Source organism: Pseudoalteromonas sp. TB51 (genome assembly GCF_000498055.1).
GTDB lineage: Bacteria > Pseudomonadota > Gammaproteobacteria > Enterobacterales > Alteromonadaceae > Pseudoalteromonas > Pseudoalteromonas atlantica.
The window spans coordinates 35,431-59,072 of record NZ_AUTO01000236.1; the positions used below are offsets into that span (position 1 = coordinate 35,431).

Annotated in this window: 20 protein-coding genes and 1 pseudogene; 13 read left to right on the forward strand and 8 right to left on the reverse strand. The window is 40.8% G+C overall.

Annotated elements, in window-relative coordinates; all coding sequences use genetic code 11:
* Positions 1–34: 34 nt before the first annotated feature.
* Positions 35–1,582 carry a methyl-accepting chemotaxis protein gene (locus L650_RS0113655; RefSeq protein WP_029773465.1) on the reverse strand — a complete coding sequence of 516 codons (1,548 nt, stop codon included), beginning with the start codon at positions 1,580–1,582 and terminating at the stop codon, positions 35–37.
* A 615-nt stretch (positions 1,583–2,197) separates the two neighbouring features.
* Here L650_RS0113655 and gshA point away from each other — a divergent pair.
* A complete protein-coding gene (gene gshA / locus L650_RS0113660) occupies positions 2,198–3,784 on the forward strand; it encodes a glutamate--cysteine ligase (RefSeq protein ID WP_029773466.1) in 1,587 nt (528 codons plus the stop codon).
* Positions 3,785–3,917: 133 nt separating this feature from the next.
* Positions 3,918–4,529, forward strand: a complete 612-nt coding sequence (locus L650_RS0113665; protein ID WP_029773467.1) for a transglycosylase SLT domain-containing protein — start codon at positions 3,918–3,920, stop codon at positions 4,527–4,529.
* Positions 4,530–4,589: 60 nt separating this feature from the next.
* On the opposite strand, the gene L650_RS0113670 is transcribed toward L650_RS0113665, so the two are convergent.
* A complete protein-coding gene (locus L650_RS0113670) occupies positions 4,590–5,858 on the reverse strand; it encodes an HlyC/CorC family transporter (protein ID WP_004587330.1) in 1,269 nt (422 codons plus the stop codon).
* A gap of 61 nt (positions 5,859–5,919) precedes the next feature.
* Complete coding sequence (locus L650_RS0113675) at positions 5,920–6,726, reverse strand: inner membrane protein YpjD (protein ID WP_024031858.1); 807 nt, start codon at positions 6,724–6,726, stop codon at positions 5,920–5,922.
* Between the two features lie 253 nt (positions 6,727–6,979).
* Here L650_RS0113675 and ffh point away from each other — a divergent pair.
* The 6 genes and pseudogenes from ffh (at position 6,980) to tyrA (ending at position 11,961) form a co-directional block, all read left to right on the forward strand.
* Positions 6,980–8,363: pseudogene (gene ffh, locus L650_RS0113680) on the forward strand (signal recognition particle protein).
* Between the two features lie 250 nt (positions 8,364–8,613).
* Positions 8,614–8,862, forward strand: a complete 249-nt coding sequence (rpsP, locus tag L650_RS0113685; protein WP_004587327.1) for a 30S ribosomal protein S16 — start codon at positions 8,614–8,616, stop codon at positions 8,860–8,862.
* Positions 8,863–8,879: 17 nt separating this feature from the next.
* On the forward strand, positions 8,880–9,416 hold the full coding sequence (rimM, locus tag L650_RS0113690; RefSeq protein ID WP_004587326.1) for a ribosome maturation factor RimM: 537 nt from the start codon (positions 8,880–8,882) through the stop codon (positions 9,414–9,416).
* A complete protein-coding gene (trmD, locus tag L650_RS0113695; protein WP_004587325.1) occupies positions 9,416–10,183 on the forward strand; it encodes a tRNA (guanosine(37)-N1)-methyltransferase TrmD in 768 nt (255 codons plus the stop codon). Before rimM ends, trmD begins: the two co-directional genes overlap by 1 nt.
* 33 nt (positions 10,184–10,216) lie before the next feature.
* Complete coding sequence (gene rplS / locus L650_RS0113700) at positions 10,217–10,576, forward strand: 50S ribosomal protein L19 (RefSeq protein WP_004587324.1); 360 nt, start codon at positions 10,217–10,219, stop codon at positions 10,574–10,576.
* A gap of 251 nt (positions 10,577–10,827) precedes the next feature.
* Positions 10,828–11,961, forward strand: a complete 1,134-nt coding sequence (gene tyrA / locus L650_RS0113705) for a bifunctional chorismate mutase/prephenate dehydrogenase (RefSeq protein ID WP_029773468.1) — start codon at positions 10,828–10,830, stop codon at positions 11,959–11,961.
* A gap of 104 nt (positions 11,962–12,065) precedes the next feature.
* Here the strand turns inward: tyrA and L650_RS0113710 are convergent, their stop codons facing one another.
* Entirely contained in the window at positions 12,066–13,223 is a 1,158-nt protein-coding gene (locus L650_RS0113710) for a chorismate mutase (protein ID WP_029773469.1), read from the reverse strand.
* A 358-nt stretch (positions 13,224–13,581) separates the two neighbouring features.
* On the opposite strand from L650_RS0113710, the gene L650_RS0113720 reads away from it, so the two are divergent.
* A complete protein-coding gene (locus tag L650_RS0113720) occupies positions 13,582–16,596 on the forward strand; it encodes an EAL domain-containing protein (protein WP_029773470.1) in 3,015 nt (1,004 codons plus the stop codon).
* 12 nt (positions 16,597–16,608) lie between these two features.
* Here L650_RS0113720 and L650_RS0113725 read toward each other — a convergent pair whose 3' ends face one another.
* Positions 16,609–16,938: a translation initiation factor SUI1 gene (locus tag L650_RS0113725; protein ID WP_029773471.1), complete on the reverse strand. Its 330-nt coding sequence runs from the start codon at positions 16,936–16,938 to the stop codon at positions 16,609–16,611.
* 129 nt (positions 16,939–17,067) lie between these two features.
* Here L650_RS0113725 and L650_RS0113730 point away from each other — a divergent pair, with 129 nt between their 5' ends.
* From L650_RS0113730 to L650_RS0113745, 4 genes are all read left to right on the forward strand, one after another.
* Positions 17,068–17,373 carry an STAS domain-containing protein gene (locus L650_RS0113730; protein WP_004587319.1) on the forward strand — a complete coding sequence of 102 codons (306 nt, stop codon included), beginning with the start codon at positions 17,068–17,070 and terminating at the stop codon, positions 17,371–17,373.
* A complete protein-coding gene (locus L650_RS0113735) occupies positions 17,373–19,022 on the forward strand; it encodes a fused response regulator/phosphatase (RefSeq protein WP_029773472.1) in 1,650 nt (549 codons plus the stop codon). Before L650_RS0113730 ends, L650_RS0113735 begins: the two co-directional genes overlap by 1 nt.
* 56 nt (positions 19,023–19,078) lie before the next feature.
* The gene (locus L650_RS0113740) at positions 19,079–19,738 is read left to right on the forward strand and encodes a GAF domain-containing protein (protein ID WP_029773473.1); all 660 of its coding nucleotides are present in this window, start codon (positions 19,079–19,081) and stop codon (positions 19,736–19,738) included.
* A gap of 80 nt (positions 19,739–19,818) precedes the next feature.
* Positions 19,819–21,009 (forward strand): amino acid aminotransferase, encoded by a 1,191-nt coding sequence (locus tag L650_RS0113745; protein ID WP_004587316.1) that lies wholly within the window; start codon positions 19,819–19,821, stop codon positions 21,007–21,009.
* 265 nt (positions 21,010–21,274) lie between these two features.
* Here the strand turns inward: L650_RS0113745 and L650_RS0113755 are convergent, their stop codons facing one another.
* From L650_RS0113755 to L650_RS0113765, 3 genes are all read right to left on the reverse strand, one after another.
* A complete protein-coding gene (locus tag L650_RS0113755) occupies positions 21,275–22,120 on the reverse strand; it encodes a Tim44 domain-containing protein (RefSeq protein ID WP_029773474.1) in 846 nt (281 codons plus the stop codon).
* A gap of 160 nt (positions 22,121–22,280) precedes the next feature.
* Positions 22,281–23,033, reverse strand: a complete 753-nt coding sequence (locus tag L650_RS0113760; protein WP_029773475.1) for a DUF3379 family protein — start codon at positions 23,031–23,033, stop codon at positions 22,281–22,283.
* The gene (locus tag L650_RS0113765; protein WP_039972214.1) at positions 23,033–23,590 is read right to left on the reverse strand and encodes a sigma-70 family RNA polymerase sigma factor; all 558 of its coding nucleotides are present in this window, start codon (positions 23,588–23,590) and stop codon (positions 23,033–23,035) included. Before L650_RS0113765 ends, L650_RS0113760 begins: the two co-directional genes overlap by 1 nt.
* Positions 23,591–23,642: the final 52 nt, after the last annotated feature.

Sequence of the window (23,642 nt, forward strand, 5' to 3'; positions counted from 1 at the left end):
ATAAGCCGCCAAGCAGGCGGCTTATTGCATTGCTTTATACTTTAAATGTATAAAGTAGGTTGTTTACTTTTTGAGAGCCGGCAACTAATTCTGCGGCATCTTTAGCAACGTCAAAACTTAAAGCTAAGTTTTCGTTACTCACCTCTTTTATATTATCTACATTATTAGCAATATCATGGCTCACCATCTGCTGCTCCTCTGCAGCCGTCGATATACTATTTGTTAGCAAAGCTATTTCACTAATTTGATTGAATATACTATCGAGCTCTTGGTGTGTTTGCTCGGTTGTTTGTACGCAGCCCTCAGCTTGTAGTTTTGTACTTTGCATTACCTTTGACCAATTAACCAATGTATCTTGTATATCTTTAATCGAGCTGTGAATTTGCCCCGTAGCACTTTGCGTACGAGAAGAAAGGGCACGTACTTCATCAGCAACTACGGCAAAACCACGGCCATGCTCGGCTGCTCTTGCGGCTTCTATTGCAGCATTAAGCGCTAGTAAATTAGTTTGCTCAGCAATACCTTCTATCTCATTCATTACTTGGCCTATTTTATCTGCTTCCTGCGCGAGGTTATTAGCCGTATTGGCAGCATGATCTACGTGGGTTGCCAGCTCCGATACCATTTTTTTGTTATCAGCAATATGTTGTTTTATATCCGCGCAGCTGTGCTGAGTCGAATTAACTTTGTCGGCGGTAGTTGTTGTACTATTCGAAATCTCACCAATAGTGGCGGTCATTTGCGCCATAGCAGTGGCGATTTGTGTAAGCTGTGTGCTTTGCGCCTCAATGCCTTTTTCGGTGAGCGTCGATTTATCATCTAGGTTTTCAGCAATGTTATTAAAGGCATAGGTAGCATCTTTTACGCGCCCCAATACAGTTCTGAGCTTAGCAAGTAACATTTGCTCTTTATAGTCACTCACACTTAGCGGTGAGTTATCGCAAAAAACATAGCGCGAGATAGAGTCAGAATGCTGTTTATAGGTGTTTAATTTAGCAGGGGTTGCCACAAGCTCTTGATAATTTAAGGCCAAAATAAGCACGCAAATTAATACGTTGATAACCGCTGCCATGGCTGAAAAGGCAAACCCACTCATTATTAGCCAGCTAAATACAACGGCTAACGTAAGCATTTGGCGCAAGTGTGTGCGTTCGTTAAAATTAAAAGCGGCTTTACCGCTATTTAATTTTTCGTATAGTTTATGGGCTGTTAAAACATGTTTTTTATCTGGTTTTGTACGTACAGATTGATAGCCAACTAACTGGTCACCTTCAAAGATAGGGGTTACAAATGCATCAACCCAGTAATAGCGCCCATCTTTACATCTATTTTTTACTATGGCGCGCCATGAGTGGCCGCTTTTTAGCGTACTCCACATTTCTTTAAATGCTGCTTTGGGCATATCTGGGTGGCGCACAATATTATGATTTTTACCAACGAGCTCCTGGGCACTAAAGCCTGCTACATCGCAAAATGCCTTATTTGCATACGTAATGACTCCTCGTAAATCGGTCGTGGATACCAATTGCTGAGCATCACTAAAGTGAACCTCTTCATTTATTAAGCTTTGATTATGACGCATGTTAGTTTTAACCATCCTTTTTAATTAACTTGTCATTGTATTGGGTAAACAAAAGGAGGTGAAGTAAAGGCGCTGCGCAAAATAAAATTGTCATTAAAATTGCGACTTTTTATGATCTATATCAAATACTGCGTTTAAAATGTTAAAGCTTATGAAGTGTAATCTATTAATTCAGGGTCTTTATGTTTGGGGCGTGAGGGTTTTTGTGGCTGAATTTACAGCAGTATGTTTGGTTTTTAGGCAAGGGGTAAGAGCAGGACGCGAAAGCTTTGTTCGGTTTTTACTTATTCTTACATGGATGTAAGTCATAAGAATAACGCAGGGCAGTTATCGAGCCTATTAGGTTACAAATATCGCGCTGCGATTGAATCGCCCTTAGTTCAAACAAATTTCAATTCACAAAGGCCAACACGCCCTAGCAAAGCGATTGTATATTAGCGTGAGCAGTGGCAAGATTAGCTTGCTGGTTGATGCTTATTGTATCAAGCGCATGCTCAACAGGGTAAATAGCTAAAAATTTTGAAAAATTATATTGTTCTTAACAATTTAATCTTGAGTATGGGCAATTAGCCCCCATAACCCTAAGATTAAGCCACGTGGCCGAGGAAGCATTTTTTGACTATACATGATTTATCTAGCGCGCTAAACGCGTTATCAGCAACACCGCATCAGCACGCAATTAAAGGGATCAAACGTGGTATTGAGCGAGAGTCGTTGCGTATTAAAGGTAATGGCGCCATTTCCACTTTAGGACATCCTAAAGGCGTAGGTAGTGCATTAACAAACGGACATATTACTACCGACTTTTCAGAGTCATTACTTGAATTTATTACCCCTGTTAGTGAATCTGCGACAGAAACCTTAGCGCAACTAAAAGACCTGCAAAAGTTTACACTTGAGCACATGGGTGATGAGCTTTTATGGCCCATCAGTATGCCATGCTTTATTGAAGATCAAGATGACATCGTACTGGCTCAATTTGGTAACTCAAATACTGCGCGTATGAAAACCCTATACCGTGAAGGATTAAAAAACCGTTACGGTAGTATGATGCAAGCGATTGCGGGTGTTCATTTTAATATTTCTTTTCCAGAAACACTTTGGCAATCTTTACACACCTTAAAGCAAAGTGAGCAAAGCCTAGAAGCATTTATTTCGGATGGTTATTTAGCGCTTATTCGTAATTTCAAACGCGAGCTTTGGTTAATTAGTTACTTGTTTGGTGCCTCACCTGCATTATGTAATTCTTTTTTACAAGGGCGCAAAACTGACCTACCGTTTAAAAAGTTAGGTAAAGGCACACTTTATTTAGAAGTAGGAACCGCGCTACGCTTGGGTGATTTAGGTTACACCAACAGTGCGCAATCTTCATTACGCGTAATGTATAACTCGCTTGATGAGTACGTTGCTGGGCTTAAAAAAGCAATCAACACGCCTTCTGACCTATACGGCGATATTGATGACTACACCACAGCAACACCTAAGCAGCTTAATAAAAACATTCTGCAAATCGAAAACGAATTTTATTCGCCGATCCGCCCTAAACGTAATGCTAAAAGTGGTGAAAAACCAACGGATGCATTATTAAGAGCAGGCATTGAATATGTTGAAATTAGAGCGCTGGATGTAAACCCGTTTAGTGAAACGGGTATTGATATAGAGCAAATCCATTTTTTAGATGTGTTTTTAACGTATTGTTTGTTAAAAGACTCTCCAGAAATGCAGTGGAAAGAGCAAGCCCGCAGCACTGAGAATTTAGACACAGTGGTTAATCAGGGGCGTCAGTTAGGTGTTATGCTTAACGACAACAACCAACAGCGTACGTTACAAAGTTGGGGGAGAGAAATTTTTGACCAACTAAGTGAAGTCGCTGAGCATATGGATAAGGCGTATGGGGTGACCTATTACAGCGAAACCATCGCACAAATGGCTACTTGGGTTGATAACCCAGCGCTGACTTTTTCAGGGCGTTATGTGCGCGAGCTAGAAAGTGCGGGTATAGATAATGGTTTATTTGCTATTCAATTGGCTAATAAATATAAGCAAAGCCATGCACAAGCCAACTACAATGTGTTTTCTAAAGAATGGCTCGAGCAACAAGTTGTTCTCTCGGATAAAGCGCGAGAAGAAATAGAGCGCGCCGACACGCTAAGCTTTACTGACTTTTTAGATGAATATTTTAATGCCAAAGCACCCGCTTAAGTTTTTTTAAGCAAAAAAAACGCAGCCCAAGGTGGCTGCGTAAATATTCTTCAGGGATGAAACAATGCTATACTGCTGCATTCATATACTCAGACCCACGCTTTTTTAAAAAGTTCAGTGAGATCTTATAAAAATGAAAAAAAATGCAATTATTTTATCTTTTGCCCTCTCTTTAGCTGGGTGTGCCACTGCGCCGCCAAAGCAACCTAATGATCTTTGTAAAATTTTTGAAGAAAAGTCAGATTGGTACTTTGATGCAAAAGATGCACAAGAAAAATGGGGCTCACCTAAACATGTTCTTATGAGCATGATGTACCAAGAAAGTTCGTTTCGTCATGATGCCGCACCACCCATGGAGTATTTTTTATGGATAATTCCAACTGGGCGTGCCAGTGATGCTTACGGGTACTCACAAGCAAAAACTCCAACTTGGTCTGACTATATTCGTGAAACGGGTAACAGTGGGGCTGATAGGGATGATTTTGACGATGCAATCGACTTTATGGCATGGTTTGTTTATAAAACACATAAAGTAAATGGTATCTCTAAATGGGATGCTTACGCCCAATACTTAAATTATCACGAAGGGTGGGGCGGTTATAAACGCGGTACCTATAAAAAGAAAAAGTGGCTAATGAGTGTTGCTAATAAAGTAAAACACCGCGCAAGTCGTTATGGTGCGCAGCTTAAACGTTGTGAAGACGAGCTTGATAAAGGCTGGTTTGAGCGACTGCTTTTTGGCTAACTACATATCTTAAAAGCAAAAAAAGGAGCCAAGGCTCCTTTTTTAATGCATTATTTACACTTACAACTTACGTTGATTTGGCTTAATTTTTACCTGTTTGATCATATTCTCTTTTACCTCTAACACCTCAACAGGGTAGCCGGCTATTTTAAGGCTTAAATTAGCATCTGGAATATCTTCTAGGTATTCTACAATTAAACCGCTGAGTGTTTTAGGGCCATCAAGAGGAAACTCCCAGCCCATCTCTTTGTTTAAGTCGCGCACGTTAGCGCCGCCATCAACAAGGTAAGAGCCATCGCTTTGTGTGGTCACTTCTTCACTTGGCGTACGTGTTTGCGTGGTAGTAAAATCGCCAACCACTTCTTCAAGAATATCCTCAAGGGTTACGAGACCTTGTATGTCGCCATATTCATCAACCACTATACCAATACGTTCTTTTGATTGTTGGAACTTTAATAGCTGGGTATTTAGGGACGTCCCCTCAGGAATAAAGTAAATCTCACGTACAGCACGCAATAATGACGGTTTATCAAATTGCTCTTTGGTTAAAAGACGAAGAGCGTCACGCGAATGGATAAAACCTACCGCGTCATCAATATTGTCGCGATAAAGTAATACACGGGTGTGCTGAGCATGAGTTAATTGGCGGCTAATGAGCTTCCAATCGTCGTTAATATCAATCGCCACTATTTCGTTACGAGGGATCATAATATCTTCAACGGTCACTTGCTCTAAGTCTAAAATAGAGGTCAGCATGCTTTGGTGACGAGCTGGCAGTAATGCGCCTGACTCATTCACCACTGTTTTAAGCTCTTCTTTACTCATGCTGTGCTCATCTATTTGTGCTGAGCTGATACCAAATAGACGTAAAATACCGTTGGTCATCCAGTTCACAACAACCACAAATGGGAATAGTATTTTGAGTAACCCTTTGAGAATTATAGAGCTTGGAAAGGCTACTTTTTCAGGGTACAACGCAGCAAGCGTTTTTGGGGTTACTTCTGCAAATATTAGTACGACTAGCGTTAACACACCGGTTGCAATACCAATACCTAAATCACCGTATAAACGAATACCAATGATAGTGGCTACCTGGGCAGCAGCGATATTTACAAGGTTGTTACCAATTAATATTAGGCCAATGAGTCTATCAGGACGGCTAAGTAATTTACTGACTCGTTTAGCTGCGCGATGTTCCTCTTTTGCAAGGTGGCGCAAGCGTATACGATTAATTGACATGATCCCGGTTTCTGAACCCGAGAAATAAGCAGAAAAAAGCACCAATAAACCTAAAATGATAAACAAGGTACTTGTCGATATGTCGTCCAACGATGGATCCTTTTTTTATAAACCAATGCGTATTAAGCTAGAGTGAGCTGACAGAGTCAAGTTAAAACTTATTTAACACCACTTCTTGTATAAAACGGCTGCCAAAATAAGCAAGTGTGAGGATAAATGCAGCGACCATGATGGTAATAACCACAGGTTTACCACGCCAGCCTTTTTTCATGTGCCCCAGCGCAACAGTGACAAAAATAACCCATGCGACAAGCGATAAAATGGTTTTATGGATAAATTCTTTTGCAAACATCCCATCTAAAAACACAAACCCTGTTAATAAGGCAAAGGTAAGTAACACCGTACCTAAGTTTAATAGTTGATAGAGCTGACGTTCTACCACCATTAATGGTGGCAAATGGCTATGCACAATTGCTAAATCTTTACGTTTTAAGCGTTTATCAATAAAGTAAAACTGCACGCCGTATAAAGTAGCAATAATTAACACGCAATATGCTAACAGTGATAGCGATATATGTGTAATAAGGCCTATTTCAATATTAAAGCTTTGTAATAAAATATGGTGCGGTATAAACAAACTCGCAATGGTGAGTAGGGCTGCAAAGCCATAGACGACCGGTAATAGCAATGTAGCAGGGAACTTTAACGACACCGCAGTCACCGACACCACAATAACCCAGCAGGTCAGCAGTGCAACATTAACAATACTTAAATCTTGCCCGTCGGAGCGAAACACCGAATTAACCAACAGCAGCATGTGCGCTAGTATAGCCACGGTACTTAAAATAACCGTTACCTTTTGGCTAGGACCTTGTTGATGAAACAGGCGTGTTAACACGTGAGACGTTGCTAACACATAAAATAAACTGGCAATAATAGTTAAACTAATAATCAGCATTGTGCTTGGGCCACTTATAATTAGAGTCAAATAATTCTTGTTGTTATAAGCACATTGTATTTTATAGCAAAGCAATTGCATAGACCTAAAAAAAGAAACTCAATAAGCTGTGCTTCAATACTGTATTGTGCGCCATCATTTACGGTATACTGTTTTTAATTGAAATTTAATACTATTGCTCCCATCTAATAAGTAAAATGCAAATAAGCGTGAGCTTATTGGGTCAATATAAACGTCTTATCGGAACCGTTACATGTTTGAGAACCTCCAAGAACGATTAGGTAAAACCTTAAAAAATATTAGTGGCCGCGGCCGTTTAACAGAAGACAACATTAAAGACACGCTACGTGAAGTACGTATGGCGTTTTTAGAAGCTGACGTTGCGCTGCCTGTTGTTCGCGAGTTTGTAAAGCAAGTTAAAGAACGTGCCGTAGGTGTTGAAGTAACTAAAAGCTTAAGCCCTGGCCAAGTATTTATAAAAATAGTGCGCGAAGAGCTTGAAAAAGCGATGGGTGAAGCCAACGAAGAGCTTAGCCTAAATGCACAGCCGCCANCCAGCCGTTGTTATGATGGCTGGTTTACAAGGTGCGGGTAAAACAACCAGTGTTGGTAAGCTTGCTAAGTTTTTAAAAGAGCGTAAGAAAAAGTCAGTGCTAGTTGTTAGTGCCGATGTATACCGTCCGGCGGCTATTAAACAGCTTGAAACACTTGCCAGCGAAGTTGACGTGGATTTTTTCCCAAGTGATATTTCGCAAAAGCCAGTAGATATCGCCACCGCTGCTATTTCTCATGCTAAAAAGAAATTTATAGACGTTGTTTTAGTCGATACCGCCGGCCGTTTGCACGTAGATAACGAAATGATGGGCGAAATAAAAGACCTTCATAAAGCAATCAACCCAATCGAAACATTATTTGTGGTTGATGCAATGACGGGTCAAGATGCGGCGAATACCGCTAAAGCATTTGATGAAGCGCTACCTTTAACCGGTGTTATTTTAACTAAAACAGATGGTGATGCACGCGGTGGTGCTGCTTTATCTATTCGTCATATTACCGGCAAGCCAATTAAATTTATGGGTGTGGGTGAGCGTACAGATGCACTAGAGCCGTTCCATCCCGATCGTATCGCATCGCGTATTTTAGGCATGGGGGATGTACTTTCATTAATCGAAGAAGTCGAAATGAAAGTCGATAAGGAAAAAGCAGCTAAGGTCGCTGAAAAAGTATTTAAAGGCAACGGCTTTACCCTTGATGATTTTGCAGAGCAATTAAAGCAAATGAAAAATATGGGTGGCGTGATGTCGATGCTAGATAAGCTGCCTGGTATGCAAAACTTACCCGATGCTGTAAAAGGCCAAATGGGTGACAAAACCTTCATTCAAATGGAAGCAATCATCAGCTCTATGACCAAACAAGAGCGCGCGCGTCCTGAGATTATTAAAGGCTCTCGTAAAAAGCGTATAGCCGCAGGCTCTGGCACACAGGTACAAGAGATAAATAAACTGCTAAAACAGTTTACGCAAATGCAAAAAATGATGAAAAAAATGAAAGGTAAAGGCGGCATGCAAAAAATGATGCGCGGCATGAAAGGCATGTTACCACCTGGAATGATGGGTGGCGGTGGCCCTAAATTTTAATGTAGCGCTTAAATAGCCGCTATATAATGTATAACAAAAGGGCTAATAGGCCCTTTTTTGTTGAATAAATTATGCGCGTGGTGCATGATAATCTATTAATTGTGGCTCAGATCACAGTTTAACCTACTAAAGTGGCTTTTTGCTTCACTTCTTACTTGCATTGTTGCTAAAAACTCGTACAATTCCCCAGCTCCCCATACTGGGGAGTAAATCTTATTAATGAAAACAGTCAATCTATTTAGAGGACGGTATGGTAACTATTCGTTTGCAACGTGGTGGCGCTAAAAAACGCCCTTTCTATCAAATTGTGGTTGCGGATAGCCGTTTCTCGCGTGACGGTCGCTTCATCGAGAAAATTGGTTTCTTTAACCCAATTGCTTCAGGTCAAGAAGAAAAACTTCGTTTAGATTTACCTCGTGTTGATCACTGGGTAGGTCAGGGCGCAGGTCTTTCTGATCGTGTAGCTAAGTTAGTTAAAGACGCTCGTAAAGCGGCTTAATAGGCGTAAGTGTAACCATGAGTCAAGAGAACACCTCATCAATTATTGTCGTAGGAAAGCTCGGTGCCCCATATGGTATAAAGGGCTGGCTTAAGGTACATTCATTTACTGATGATCCCCAAGGGATCTTCGATTTCAGCCCGTGGTTGATAGGGCAACAAGGTAAATGGCAGACCTTAGAAGTGGTCGACTGGCGTCGCCACAACAAAGGCTTTATCGCTAAAATTGCGCAAGTAAACGACAGAGACGAAGCAATGGCTTATACCCATGCAGAAATATCTGTTGATTCAGCGCAATTACCAGAACTCCCGCAAGGCGAGTTTTATTGGCGAGATCTCATTGGCATGTCGGTTGTAACTGATAAAGGTTACAATTTAGGCACTGTTGATGACCTGATGGAGACAGGATCAAATGACGTACTGGTTGTTAAGGCAAACAGTAAAGATGCATTTGGTCAAGCTGAGCGTTTGATTCCTTTTTTAACTGATTCAGTAATTAAAGAAGTTAAATACGAAGCGAGAGAAATTACCGTAGACTGGGATCCTGGGTTTTAATGACTCAAACTAGTTCATTATGGGTAGGGGTGATAAGCCTTTTCCCAGACATGTTTGATGCTATTACACACCAAGGTGTCACTGGTCGCGCAGTGAAAAATGGCTTAATTGACTTTAACTGCTGGAATCCACGTGACTATGCTTTAGATAAGCACAGAACCGTAGATGACCGTCCTTATGGGGGCGGCCCAGGTATGTTAATGATGGTTGAACCATTAAAACAAGCCATTCTTGACGCTAAAAAAGCGGCAGGTGATGGCGCAAAAGTAATTTATATGTCCCCGCAAGGGCGCAAATTAGATCAGCAAGGGGCTAGCGAACTCGCAAACTCTGAAAAGCTGATTTTGATTGCCGGTCGCTATGAAGGTATAGACGAGAGAATAATAGAGTCATACGTTGACGAAGAATGGTCAATTGGTGATTTTATTTTGAGTGGTGGTGAATTACCTGCCATGACATTAATTGATGCAGTAGCGCGATTAGTGCCAGGCGTGTTAGGTCATAACCAGTCAGCAGAGCAAGACTCATTTTCGGATGGCTTGCTAGATTGTCCTCACTATACACGGCCAGAAACATTGGACGACAAACAGGTGCCTGCTGTACTACTCAGTGGAAACCACCAAGAGATAGCAAAATGGCGGCTTAAGCAGTCATTAGGCAGAACTTGGCTACGACGTCCTGACTTGTTGCATAACCTAGCTCTGACTGAGGAGCAAGCGGTATTACTCGCACAATTTCAGCAAGAGTACCAAAAAGCTTGTGGCTAGAAGACAGTTACACCTAGGAAAGTGAGAAACATAATGGCAAAAGTAAACCAAAATATTATTAAAGCGCTTGAAGAAGAGCAGCTTAAAACAGACGTACCAGCATTCGGCGCTGGTGATACAGTAGTTGTACAGGTACGTGTAAAAGAAGGTAACAAAGAGCGTCTACAGGCCTTTGAAGGTGTTGTAATCGCTAAGCGTAATCGTGGTCTTCACTCAGCATTCACAGTTCGTAAAATTTCGAGCGGTGAAGGTGTTGAGCGTGTATTCCAAACGCACAGCCCTCTTATTGATAGCGTAACAGTTAAGCGTCGCGGTGCGGTTCGTCGTGCTAAGCTTTACTACCTACGTGAGCGTTCTGGTAAATCTGCACGTATTAGAGAAAAACTTAACTAATACGCGCTGTTTATCAACGCAAAGAAAACGGGTTGCAGCCTCACGGTTGCAACCCGTTTTGGTTTTTAAGCATTAAATAACATACTACCTCTTCACAAAAGCATTCCTCTGTATTAAGTAATCTTCACTCGCGTTGCTACATTAGCCTTTTAACCCATACTTGATCCTGTTAGTATTTAACGTATTGATTAGTTTACTTAAATGTAAATATATATTTACGAAATGAGTTGTTTATAGGTGGAATGAGAAACGTGGCTGAATTAAGTGATTTATCACAATTACGAGATGGCATAGATGAGTGCGATGCGCAATTAGTTGCTTTACTTGCAAAGCGAAATGCAATAACCCAAAAAATTGGTGCTATTAAGCAGCAAAATGGCGCCCCCCTGCATGCCCCTGAAAGAGAAGCTGCTTTGCTCGCTGCTCGTCGTGATGAAGCGATTAAACAAGGAGTCAGCCCTGAACTTGTTGAAGACATATTAAGGCGCATGATGCGCGAAGCCTATCAAAACCAACAAGCTAAACTTGCCTGTGCAGCTCCTGATTTATCACCTATTGTAATTGTAGGTGGGCAAGGGGCAATGGGCCAGTTATTTGCTCAGCAGTTTATTCGTTCAGGTTATGAAGTTAAGATTTTAGATAAAGATCAGCAAAACGATGCTAAAGCCATTTTAGCTGGCGCAAAATTAGTGATGATCAGTGTGCCTATCAATGCACTTGAGGCCGTTGTTGCTAAGCTACCTAAACTTGATGATGACTGTTTGCTTGTTGATATTACCTCAGTTAAGCAATCACCCATTAAGGCATTAAAGGCGGCGCACTCTGGGCCCGTTGTTGGCCTGCACCCTATGTTTGGCCCTGATATTTCTCACTGGGTTAAACAAACCGTTGTTGTGTGTGAAGGCCGAGCGCATGATGCTGCAAAAGGCTTACTGCAGCAGTTGCAAGTATGGGGTTGCCAACTTGTTGAGCTAGATGCTAAAAAGCATGATGAAGCAATGCAAATAATACAAGTAATGCGCCACTTAACGACCTTTGTTTATGGGCAGTTTTTAGCAAAGCAAAGCCATACGCTTGAGGAACTAAGAAGCTGCTCGTCTCCTATTTATCAGTTAGAGTTGATGATGGTAGGGCGCTTATTTGCACAATCTCCTGAGCTATACTCAGATATAATGTTGGCCCAGTTTGATAATGTTGAGAGTTTATTAGCGCAATACCAAGAGACCTTTGCACAAACTCTTGAAAAGCTAAAAGCGGGAGATAAAGGCGCACTCATCGATGCATTTGCTGATGCTAAAGCGTATTTTTCAGACTCTACCGCGCACTTTTTAACGCAAAGCCGTAGCCTGCTAAATAAAGCAAATGACGCCAAGGTATTAGATTAAAAGGGTTAAAAATGTGTAGTTACTTAAGCTATACGTTGAAAGCATTTTAAATGAGCGATTAAAAAAGGGCCTACTTAGGCCCTTTTTAGTATTTGCGTGTTAGGTTAGGTATTTACACTCACAGCTTGTAAAGACTCACTTTGATAACAGCCTAAAACGCGCACATATTGAGTATGCTCTTTTAGCTCCTCTAAGGCATGTTGTACTTGGCTATCGGCAAGGTTTGCTTCTAAGTCCACATAAAACACTTCTTCCCACGGGTTACCCGGTACAGGACGAGACTCTAGTTTAACTAAGTTTATTTGATGTTGCTTAAACACCATTAGCGCATCAGCCAATGAACCTGCTTGTTGTTTAGTGGCCATAATAAGGCTGGTTTTAGTCGGTATTTGTTTAGATACCTGCAGAGGTTTGCGCGCCACCACGATAAAGCGGCTGTGGTTTTCACTTTGATTCGCAAGGTTTGATTTAATCACTTCAAGACCAACGTTTTTACCTGCCTGCGCTGAGCCAATGGCCGCACTATTTGGCGTATTTAAAGCTGATTGTAGAGCACTTGAGGTTGAATCACAGGTTTCATGTTGTAAATCACCGAGGCCTTGTAAAAAGCGACTACATTGAGCAAATGGCTGAGGATGGGCATAAATTTTAGTTAATTGGCTTAATTCAGTATCTGGGGTGGCAAGTAAGCAGTGCTCTACACTGTGTGTAACTTCACCTACAATTGATACTTGAGCATGTTGTAATAAATCAAATACTTCGTTAATACTGCCCGAGCTGGTGTTTTCTATAGGCAGCAAACCAAAATCTGCTTGGCCATTTTCTACTTTGCCCGTAATTTCATCAAACGAGGTACAGCCAATTTCGACTAACTTACCAGGGCGGCGGCTAAAGTATTTATGACACGCTAGCTGACTGTACGAGCCTTGCCCGCCTAAGTATGTAACGCGATGTGTTTCGCTTAACGCATCGGGGTTTAAGCTTTTTTGCAGCATGGCCTGTTGATGCAGCACAGAGTCTTCCAAAATGGTTTGAAAAACGTTATTTACATAATACGCATCTAGACCAAGCGACTTGCCATAACCAATCAGCTTTTCGAGTAAGGCTAGTTCGCGCGCTTCATCACGAATTGGTTTGTTATTCGCAATTTTATACTCAACAACACCATGGCTAATACGGCGGCGCTTAGCTAATAACACCAATAGATCGGAGTCTATTTCGTTAATATCGTGTCTGAGCGCGTTTAAAACATCGTTGGTCATTTTGGTTTCCTCATTCCAAAAATAAGTTGCTTAGTGCAACTAAAACAAAAAAGCCTCCCAAGTGGGAGGCTTTGCTATTCGATTGATTTTATCTCACAAACAGTTCAGCCTCTTTTATATAAAGAAGCTAAAAAAAGAAAAAAAAGTGCAAGATAAGATAATTTTCATGCTGTTAATGTATGAGGTGTTACTAGCAAAGTCAACAAGCAAGCCAGTTTAAATAGACATAATGAATAATTATCAGCTCCTAGCTAACATTTAGATAAAATTTACAAATAGTTTATAAATATGAATAGGGATCTGGTATATTTCAGGTATTAGCTAAAAATAACAACAACTAAAATAGTAAGGTTGGCCTGTGGTGTATAGACGCCCTCCATCGCGTTTTGGACTAAATTCTTTAAGTGTAAAGCTGTCGTTGCTTATATCTGCAATTTGTTTAATTGCCGGTGTGTGCGCTGCCGCGCTGATGCTTAAATCTGAAGAAAAACAATTAGTTTTCGAAGAGCATGAAGTACTTAAAAGCTCCACCGAATTACTTATCAGGCAATTTGACGCACTAATCAAAACAAAATCAGCCGTTGCCAAACAGGCTAATAATGTTGTGTCAGAGCAGCTATTTAGTGATAGCTCAGCAATCAATTTATCTAACAAAACCCAGTTACAATTTAATAGCGACGGCACTATACGCAGTGCATCGAGCGACGGCCTTTCAGCCGCATTTCTTCCTCAGCAGCATTATTCTCCTTTTTATAAGCGTTTATTTAATAACTCAGAGTCGTTATGGAAAGTCATTTCACCAACCTTAATTCACGACTTTTTTAATTTTTATATGATCACCAAAGACGATTTCATCCGTGTCTCGCCCCCCAATTGGGCGTTAAACGCACCGGCTGAACTCAGAGGCTCTAATGGTGCAACATTTAAGTATGTACAAAGTGATTTAAACCCTAGCAGAGAACCTGTTTGGTCTAAGGTTTATTACGATAAAGTATGGCATAAATGGGTTATTAGTTTGCTTGTCCCTTTGTATGTTGATAATGAATTTTTAGGGGTGACCGGCAGCGATATAGATTTAAACACGTTGATTTCATTTTTACCTGTGGGCGATAAAGAAAAACATTTACTGGTATTTGATAAAAAAGGCCAGCTGCTTGCGCACCCGAGTCTTAACCCGGCGCTACAAGCAAGTTATGGCAGCAAAGATAAAACAATAACAACAAACGAATTTGTTAATCCGCAATTGCAAGCCATTATAAATGAAGCAATTACTATGAAATTACCAGAGTATGCTAATTCGTTTGTACAAAACGATGAAGCACACATTATTAATATTCGTAAAATTGATAAACTAGACTGGTATATTGGGGTTTATAAAAAGCGCTCATCAACGCTCTCTGCTCTGCAAGATTTAAAACTGAAGTTTTTTGGCTTGTTTGTGCTTTATGCGGTCTTGGTTGCCTTATTGTTACACCAAGCGCTGTATCAGCTAGTGCTTCGCAGAATTCACACATTAGTACATGCAGTTACTGGCTTTGGTAAAGGGCAATTACTAACCGAATTCCCGCCAGAGAACAAAGACGAAATAGGCACGCTAAACGGCTCATTTAGAGATATGACCGTAGAAATTCGTAAGCTTATAGATGGGTTAAACCAGCGAATTACAGAAAAAGAAATTGCCGAGAAAGCCGCTAATAGGCTCTCTAAAGCCGTTGCCTTCTCAGGAACCGGTGTGGTGATCACCGATGAAAACTTTGTTATAGAATACGTTAATCCCAAAATGCTGGAGATGACAGGCTACCCAGAGAGCCACTTTAACCGCGCGCCGCTGTTGAATATTATCGCATCTGAGATGGCCATTTTGGTTGAAGATATCAATATCGACCTTCGCAGTAGAAACTACTGGCGTGGTGATACCTTGATTCAGGGCAATGATAAACAGCCTATTTGGGTATCGTTAAGTGTTTCTCCTATTCGCGAAGACGGCGGTGAGATCACCAGTTATGTAGCCTCCGCACAAGATATTTCGTTTGTTAAAGAAAGCCAGCGCAAAATGGAGCAGCTTGCGTACTTTGACACGTTAACGGGCTTAGCAAACCGAACATTTTTTAGAATGCAGCTGCGTAAATCAATGGCTTTGGCTGAGCGCGGCCATTATGCGTTTGCACTTTTTTACTTTGATTTAGATGAATTTAAACGCATTAACGATACGTTAGGCCACGATGCAGGCGATCAACTACTAATTGAAGTTGCTAACCGCCTTAAAGCACGCTTACGCGCCGAAGATACAATTGCCCGCCTAGGGGGCGACGAATTTGCTGTATTACTCAGTGGTATTGAAAGCCAAGAGCATGCCAGTGATGTCGCAAATACTATTCAAAAAACACTTAATGTGCCTATAAAGCTTGGCAATAACGAAGTAATAGTCAGCGCTAGTATTGGTATTACAATGGCCCCTTACGATAGCCTAGAAGAAGATCAGCTTTTAAAACATGCTGATTTAGCAATGTATGAGGCAAAAGCAAAAGGGCGTAATACTTACCACTTTTATAGCCAAGAGCTTAACGCGGCTGCCAATGAAAGGCTGTTCATTGAAAACGAATTACGCCATGCGATTAAAGAAAAACAGTTTGAGGTTTATTATCAGCCGCAAATAAACTCATTAACTCAGCACGTTGTAGGCTATGAAGCGCTACTACGCTGGTTCCACCCAGTAGAAGGGCTTATATCGCCGACCAAGTTTATTCCTATTGCTGAGGCAACAGGGCTTATTGTTGAACTCGGTGAGTGGGTACTACAGCAATCGTGCGAGTTTGCCGTGCGTTTAGCGCAAGATGGACGAGATAACAACGTATCTATTAATTTATCGGCACGTCAGTTTAAAGACGCTAATTTAGTGCCCATGCTCAGCAGTATTATTAAACAAACAGGGGTAAGTGCTAAGCGGTTACACTTGGAGCTTACCGAAAGTATGCTAATGGGCAATGTTGAAGCTGCCATTACGCAGTTACACGAACTAAAAGCACTGGGTATTTCAATATCGATTGATGATTTTGGTACTGGCTATTCGTCGCTAAGTTACTTAAAACGATTCCCGGTCGACATATTAAAAATTGACCGCTCGTTTGTAAAAGATATCCCTGCAGATTCTAATGACATGGAAATTACCGCCGCTATTATAGCCATGGCGCAAAAGCTTAAATTAGACGTAGTTGCAGAAGGGGTTGAAACGATTGAACAAGTAGAGTTTTTGCAAAATAATAATTGTTATATTGTGCAAGGGTTTTATTTTAGCAAACCGATTGCTGAGAGCGACCTGCCAGCGTTATACAAAAAATTAAACGATACGTCTAACATTGTTAGTAGCAAATAAAAGGTTGCGGGTTTAGCCACCCGCAATTTTTACTTTAAATTTAAGGGTTTCTAAAATCCCTTTTAATTTTTCGCGATCATCGCCTTGAACTTCAATAATACCTTCTTTTACCGCGCCACCTTGGCCCATTTTACTTTTTATGGTTTTAGCTAGCTTTTTTAGCTCGTGCGCTTTTGGATCTATACCCACAACCAACATCACACCTTTACCTTTTCGGCCCTTAGTTTGGCGCTCTATGCGGATAAAGCCATCTTTAAATAGTTTTGCAGTGGGTTCTTGCTCAACCTTTGGCTGGCTAATTCGGCCCATATCGGTTGAATATACTAAGCGGTTATCACTCATAATTTACCTAAATAAACGTTTTTATTGATGTATTAAATAATAACAAATTTGCTGGCGAGTGTTTTTATTTTTGCTAAATACTTTTAACAGGTTATATTTAGGTCAAAGGAAATATTATTGGAGTTTATAATGAGTTTAACAAAGAGTTTATCGGTTGATGAAAGTACTTTAACGATACAAATTAAAGGCAAATTTGACTTTAATTTAGTGCAATCATTTCGCCAAGCCTATGCCCAAATTGAGCCTAAAACAAATAAAGTGATTATCGATTTAAGAGAGACCGACTACATGGATAGCTCTGCTCTTGGTATGTTGCTTAACATGAAAAAAACCATTGAAAGCCAGGTACAAACAATAGAGATCAGTAATTGTCAGCCTCAGCTTAAAAAAATACTGCAAATATCACGTTTTGATAAGAAGTTTGATATTAACTAATGACCCACGTACTTATTGTTGACGATCAGGCGCTTAATCGCATCCTGCTCGAAAAAATGCTGCTCGAAGAAAACTATAAAATATCAATTGCGTTTAACGGCCTAGAAGCACTTGAGGTGTTAGAAAAAGAAGCAATTGATATTGTTCTACTCGATGTACTTATGCCGGTAATGGATGGCTTTGAAGCTGCAAAGCTGATAAAGCAGCGATACAACGACGTTTATCTACCCATTATTTTTATTACTTCGCTTGAAGATCAAAGCAGCTTTGAGCGTTGTTTAGAAGTAGGCGGGGATGACTTTATTCAAAAGCCGTTTGAAAAAGTAATTTTAAACGCAAAAATTAAAGCGCACAGTCGTACACGCGAATTAAGTAAAAAAGCCCATCAACAAAACACCTTACTTGAGTATCATCGCAATCAAATAGAGCGCGAGCACGAAATAATTGAGCACATTTTTAATAACTCGCTCGAAAACCAAGATAAGTTTAAAGACCATTTAGACTTTAGCCTTTCTCCTGCTTCTATGTTTAACGGTGACATGTTTTTAGTCGCGCAAAGCCCAATAGGCAATTTATATTGCATGTTGGGTGATTTTACCGGGCATGGGTTAGCGGCCGCGATTGGAGCATTACCTGCATCACGGGTGTTTTACACTATGGTGCAAAAAGGCATGGCTGTTAACGATATCGCCTCTGAGATCAATATATTACTGCATAATTTACTGCCAGAGCACATGTTCTGCGCGGCGACTATTATTGAACTCAGTGCCTCGGGCAAAAGTATTTCAGCATGGCTTGGTGGCTTACCAGATGCGTACTTAATAAATACCGATGGTGAAGTAAAGCAAACGCTTGAGTCGCAACACATGGCACTGGGGATTTTAGACCGTGATGAATTTGAATATGAGCTAATTAATTTAGAAGTTGATAAAAACACCCGCTTAGTGCTTTCAACCGATGGCATAATAGAAACTAACAACGACGCCGATATTTTTTATGGTGAGCAGCGCTTTTTAGCAGCACTTAAAAGCAAGCCGATGATCAGCAGTCAGCGTGTTATAGATAATGTAAATACCTTTGCCAATGGCAGTGAGCAATTAGACGACTTAAGCTTAGTGCTGCTTAATTGTTTGCCGCTAACCCCAGAGCCAGAGGCCAAAGAGGCGTATTCTAATTTGGCATTTAACTTTTCACTTAGCTTGAACGCGCAGCAAATTAAATGCACAGACCCTGTGTATGATGTTGTTAATGTATTAAGCAGTGTTGAGGGGCTTAGGTCGCATCGCTCAAATATATTTTTATTGCTTTCTGAGGCGTATAACAATGCACTTGATCATGGTGTGTTAGGCCTTGATTCAGACATAAAAAAACAAGACGATGGCTTTTTTAAATACTATGAATTAAGAGAGCAAGCACTGAGTAAAATGAAAGAGGCGATGATTATTATTGATATGCGTTATTGCCCAGATACCTTGTGCTTGTACTTTATTATTTGTGACTCGGGTAGGGGGTTCTCAAGTGACTCCTCTACACGTACCGAACTCAACGCAGAGTTTGGCCGTGGCTTATCGTTACTCGAAGAAGTGGCAGAAAAAGTCACGTATAACGCAAGTGGTAACCAAGTCGAAATGTGTTACAAGTTGCTATAGCTCAGAAAAAATTTCCATGTTATTATCTAGAAAATTTTAGATGTATGGATGGCCAAATGATTTCTTCTTACCTTGATATTGCGCAATTAAATATAGACCCACAATTAATTGCCAAAGAGCTAGAGCAGCTAGAACAGTATATTGCTGCAAGCGCGCTGCCGTCTGTACGTTGGGAGTATCAAATTCCTGAACTCGGTGAAGGCGGTGCGTGTAGTTTGTTTGGTTATTTACAAGATGAGCCATTTAAACTTACTGATCACGTGAGCGCGACTTCACAAAACGAGCAAAAACTAGCAAACCTACAAAATATAGTTAATTACATAGAGCAGCAAACACAGGTCGATTGGTATGGTATTTATCAAGCGGTTGACACTGCTGAGGGTCCGCAATTATTAAAGCTTGCGTATCAAGGTGCGCCAAGCCGTCCACTGTTTCCTCTTACTGAAGCATTTGCAGCAGGCAGCAATAATGTACAAGTTGCATTGTCTAAGCGCGGGCGTGTAATTAACAACGTAGAAAACTATTTAGCACAAGGTGGCGAGTACTATACGTGCGACCCTAAAGTGAAAGCTGAAACCTGTTTACCCTTATTTAATGAGCAACATGAATGCGTCGGTATTATAGATGCAGAGGCATTTAGTAACGACTTTTTTGATAGCCGTACACTGGCTGTATTAGTTGCGTGCTGCATTAAAATTCCTCACTTTCTAGTGTAAATATCACTAGCCAAGAAGGTAAGCTTTTATGTTAAGCTTACTACAACAGCCAACCCCTAATTAATGATAAGAGATAGCTAATGTTCTCAGAATTAAAACCATTACCAACAGATCCTATTCTTGGCCTTATGGCAGCCTATAAACAAGATACAAACCCTAACAAGATTGATTTAGGTGTAGGTGTCTATAAAGATGAGCAAGGCAACACACCGGTATTAAAAGCGGTAAAAAAAGCTGAAGCATTTCGTTTAGAAAACGAAACAAGCAAATCTTACATTGGTTTAGCGGGTAACTTAGACTACTGTCAAAAAATGGAAAACCTATTACTAGGTGAGCACCAAGCACTTTTAGCAAACCGCGTACGTACTGCACAAGCACCAGGTGGTACAGGTGCACTTCGCGTTGCCGCTGAATTTGTTAAGCGTTGCAATAAAGACGCAACAGTGTGGGTAACTACGCCAACATGGGCAAACCACATTAGCTTGTTTGAAGCTGCGGGCTTAAACGTTAAAGAATACCCGTACTACGATTACGAAAACAAAGATTTATTGTTCGACGACATGATAAACACCCTTAAGCAAGTACCAAAAGGGGATATTGTGCTACTTCATGCTTGTTGTCATAACCCAAGTGGTATGGACTTAAACGAGACACAGTGGAACACAGTTGCTCAGCTTGCAAAAGAAGTTGGCTTTACACCACTTATTGATATTGCTTACCAAGGCTTTGGCTCGTCACTTGAAGAAGATGCACGTGGACTGCGCATTTTAGCTGATGCAGTAGAAGAGCTAATTATTTGTTCATCATGTTCTAAAAACTTTGGTTTATACCGTGAGCGTATTGGTGCGTGTTCAATTATTGCAAAAGACACTGCAACCGCTGATATTTCAAATTCAGTGCTATTAAGCGTTGTTCGTAGTATTTACTCAATGCCTCCAGCGCACGGTGCTGACATTGTAAACACTATTTTAAGCAGCACAGAGCTTACACAAATGTGGCACAGTGAGCTTGATGAAATGCGTAATCGTATTAATGGTTTACGTAGCTTAATTAAAGAAAGCTTAGCAGCAAAAGAGATAGAGCAAGACTTTTCGTTTATTGAACGTCAACACGGTATGTTTTCTTTCTTAGGTATTAATAAAGAGCAAATTGCGCGCCTACAAAAAGAATACGGTATTTACATTGTTGGTTCTAGCCGCGTAAATGTAGCGGGTATTAGTGATACTAACATTGAGTATTTCGCAAACGCCGTTGCTGACGTTTGTAAATAACGCTTTTACTTAGCAGTAATAAAAAACCGCCCAGCCTAAACTTTAGGCTGGGCGGTTTTTTTAGCTGTTATTTATACCAATTAGCTAATACCAATCCGCAATAATACTTAATTATTTTGCGGGGCTAAACGTGTCGCTACCTGCGTTAAAAAGCTCTCATTTAGAACACCTAAATAGCGATTTTTTTGCAGAGCTATCAACACGTTTATCTACTCTCAAAGTAGATCACTTAATTAAGCGAATTGGTATAACTATAATTACAGCACTATTCGCTATCGATTAAGTCTTCTACGCCTACAATCAGCCACGGTGCATCGGAGGTGGTAGCACGCTGAAGGTGCCAAATCTCTAAAATAGGCTCTTCTTTTTTATCGTCTAAGTCGCGGTATTTGCCTTTAAATTGCACACTTACTTGCCACGAATTTGCTGTTGTTTCAGCGCGCACAAGCTCGGCATCAATAAACATCACCTCAGTCGCTACCCGTTCAATCGCTTCGCGCTCAGTTTTAAACTCTTGAGCTAACGATGGGCTTAAATACTCAGCCATCGTGGCGTAATCTGCATTATTCCACGCAGTTTGCATAGTGTGATAGTGGCTACGCGCGCCTTGTAAAAAGCCATTTACGTCAAAATTAGGGGGTAAATTGAAAGGTACTTGCTCAGTGTGTGCGCTTTGCTGGGTAAAACCACTGCTGGTAGGTTGCTCTGGGGCTGCTTGCTTAAAAGCAGAGTGCCCCGTAGCGTGAGTATCGGCTAATTGCGGGGAGTGGCGAGCGCGCATAAACCCCGTAATAAGTTTAAACAAAATAAAGGCAACGCCTGCTAATAAAATAATTTCTAATAGCTGCATGCCCTCAAAGTTATCTCCTAGCATAGCGGCAATTAAACCGCCGGCTAACAATCCGCCTAATACGCCGGCCATAATGCCTTTTTTACTGCTTTTTGTCTTAGCTGCAGGTGCTGTGGTATCGGCTTTTTGCTTTTGTGTGGTTTGTTGTGTTGCTGGGGTTGTACCGCGTTTACTACTACCAAACTTTTTGCGTGCGTGTGCATCAAAACTTGCTGTACACAGTAGTGCAAGTAATGAAAATATAACGATGATGTTCTTCATGTAATTCCCTAAGTTAAACTGAGCGGTGAGTATAATTAACTTTTCAGTAAAAATTAATAATTACATTTAAAATCAATTGTTTTGGATGAAAAATGAGCGCTGAATAGGCACAAAAAAACCGCTCAGTGTTACTCAGCGGTTTTTAGTCGTTAAGCGCTAGTTACAGCCAGCGAATGGCATTGGTAACCCGCTCGTTGTACACATTAATTGGCGCGCCGGAATTAGCCACTAAAATAGTATCGGCTTTGTCGCCTCGATTAATATGACCAGCAAAGCGCGCATCATGAAAATCATCTTCGCCATACCCAAACGACTTATTCTCAGAAGGAACAATAAAGACCGTCATTGGGCCAAAGTCCGACTCAAAAATTAAGTGCAGACCTTTTTCACCTTTAAAGTCGCAAAACATCGCATAAGTAATTTTACCTGGCAGCTCTTCTATATGAGCGCCAAGCAGTGCAAGCTTATCGTTAACGCTTTGTAGGCTAATAGCATTGGTTTTTTCAAGGGCGGTAATTTCATGGTAAACATGGGTTAAAGCATGTTCGCCTGCTTCATGAGCAATGTGTTGCTCTGTGCTAAAAAAGAATGCGCCAATAGCTACAAAAAAAGACGCGGCTAGGGCTAAGTGAACACGGTCAAACTTAAAACGTGAGCGTGCATCTACAACGTTATCCCCAGTTGCTTGCTCTTCTTGCATTGCTTTTTCTTTTAACGAGGTGTTTAAAAGAATACGCTCAGCAAGGTTGTCAGGCACAGGCACATCTAACGCATCTTGAATTTGTTTATCAAAGTCTTTCATATCGCTTATAAAGTTTTGTCGCTCAGAGCTCTCTTTAGCAAACTCTAAAAGCTCCTTATCTAAATCGTTTGGCTGCGCAATAGTGCGTCGACGAAACTCAAGTTCATCCATTATTTTGATGCCCCTTTAAGTTGTTCATCATCACGGCTTAAAGCCTCTTTAAGTTGGTTTCTGGCACGGTACAAACGAGTCATAACCGTGTTTTTATTTAAATCGAGAATCTCTGCTATTTCTTCACCAGAGCACCCCATAACAACTTGCAGAAGTAAGGGTTCTCTGTATTCATCAGATAGTAGCGCAATTTGGCGTTGGATAACCGTTTGCTCCATTTCATCATCTAACGAATGGCTGGTTTCATCGACAAGTGTATCGTTTTCTACATCGCTGTAGTCAAACTGCTTGCGCTCAAAGCGACGTGCATTTTCTCTGCGCAAAATAGTCAGCAGCCAAGGCTTGGCGGCTTTTTGATCCAATAATGAGTCAAGCGAGCGCCAAGCACGTAAAAACGTTTCTTGTACTAGGTCATCTGCAATATGTGGGTCACGGCATAACCAATAAGCAAAGCGATAAAGCTCCTTATTATATACATGGACCAAGGCTTCATAGCGCTTTTGTTTCTCTGCCATATCAACTAAGACCTGATTATTTGATTTTTTCTTTCCAAGCATAAGTACTTTTTTAATTAAAATTTATTATTTAATGCATGAAAAGACCTAAATT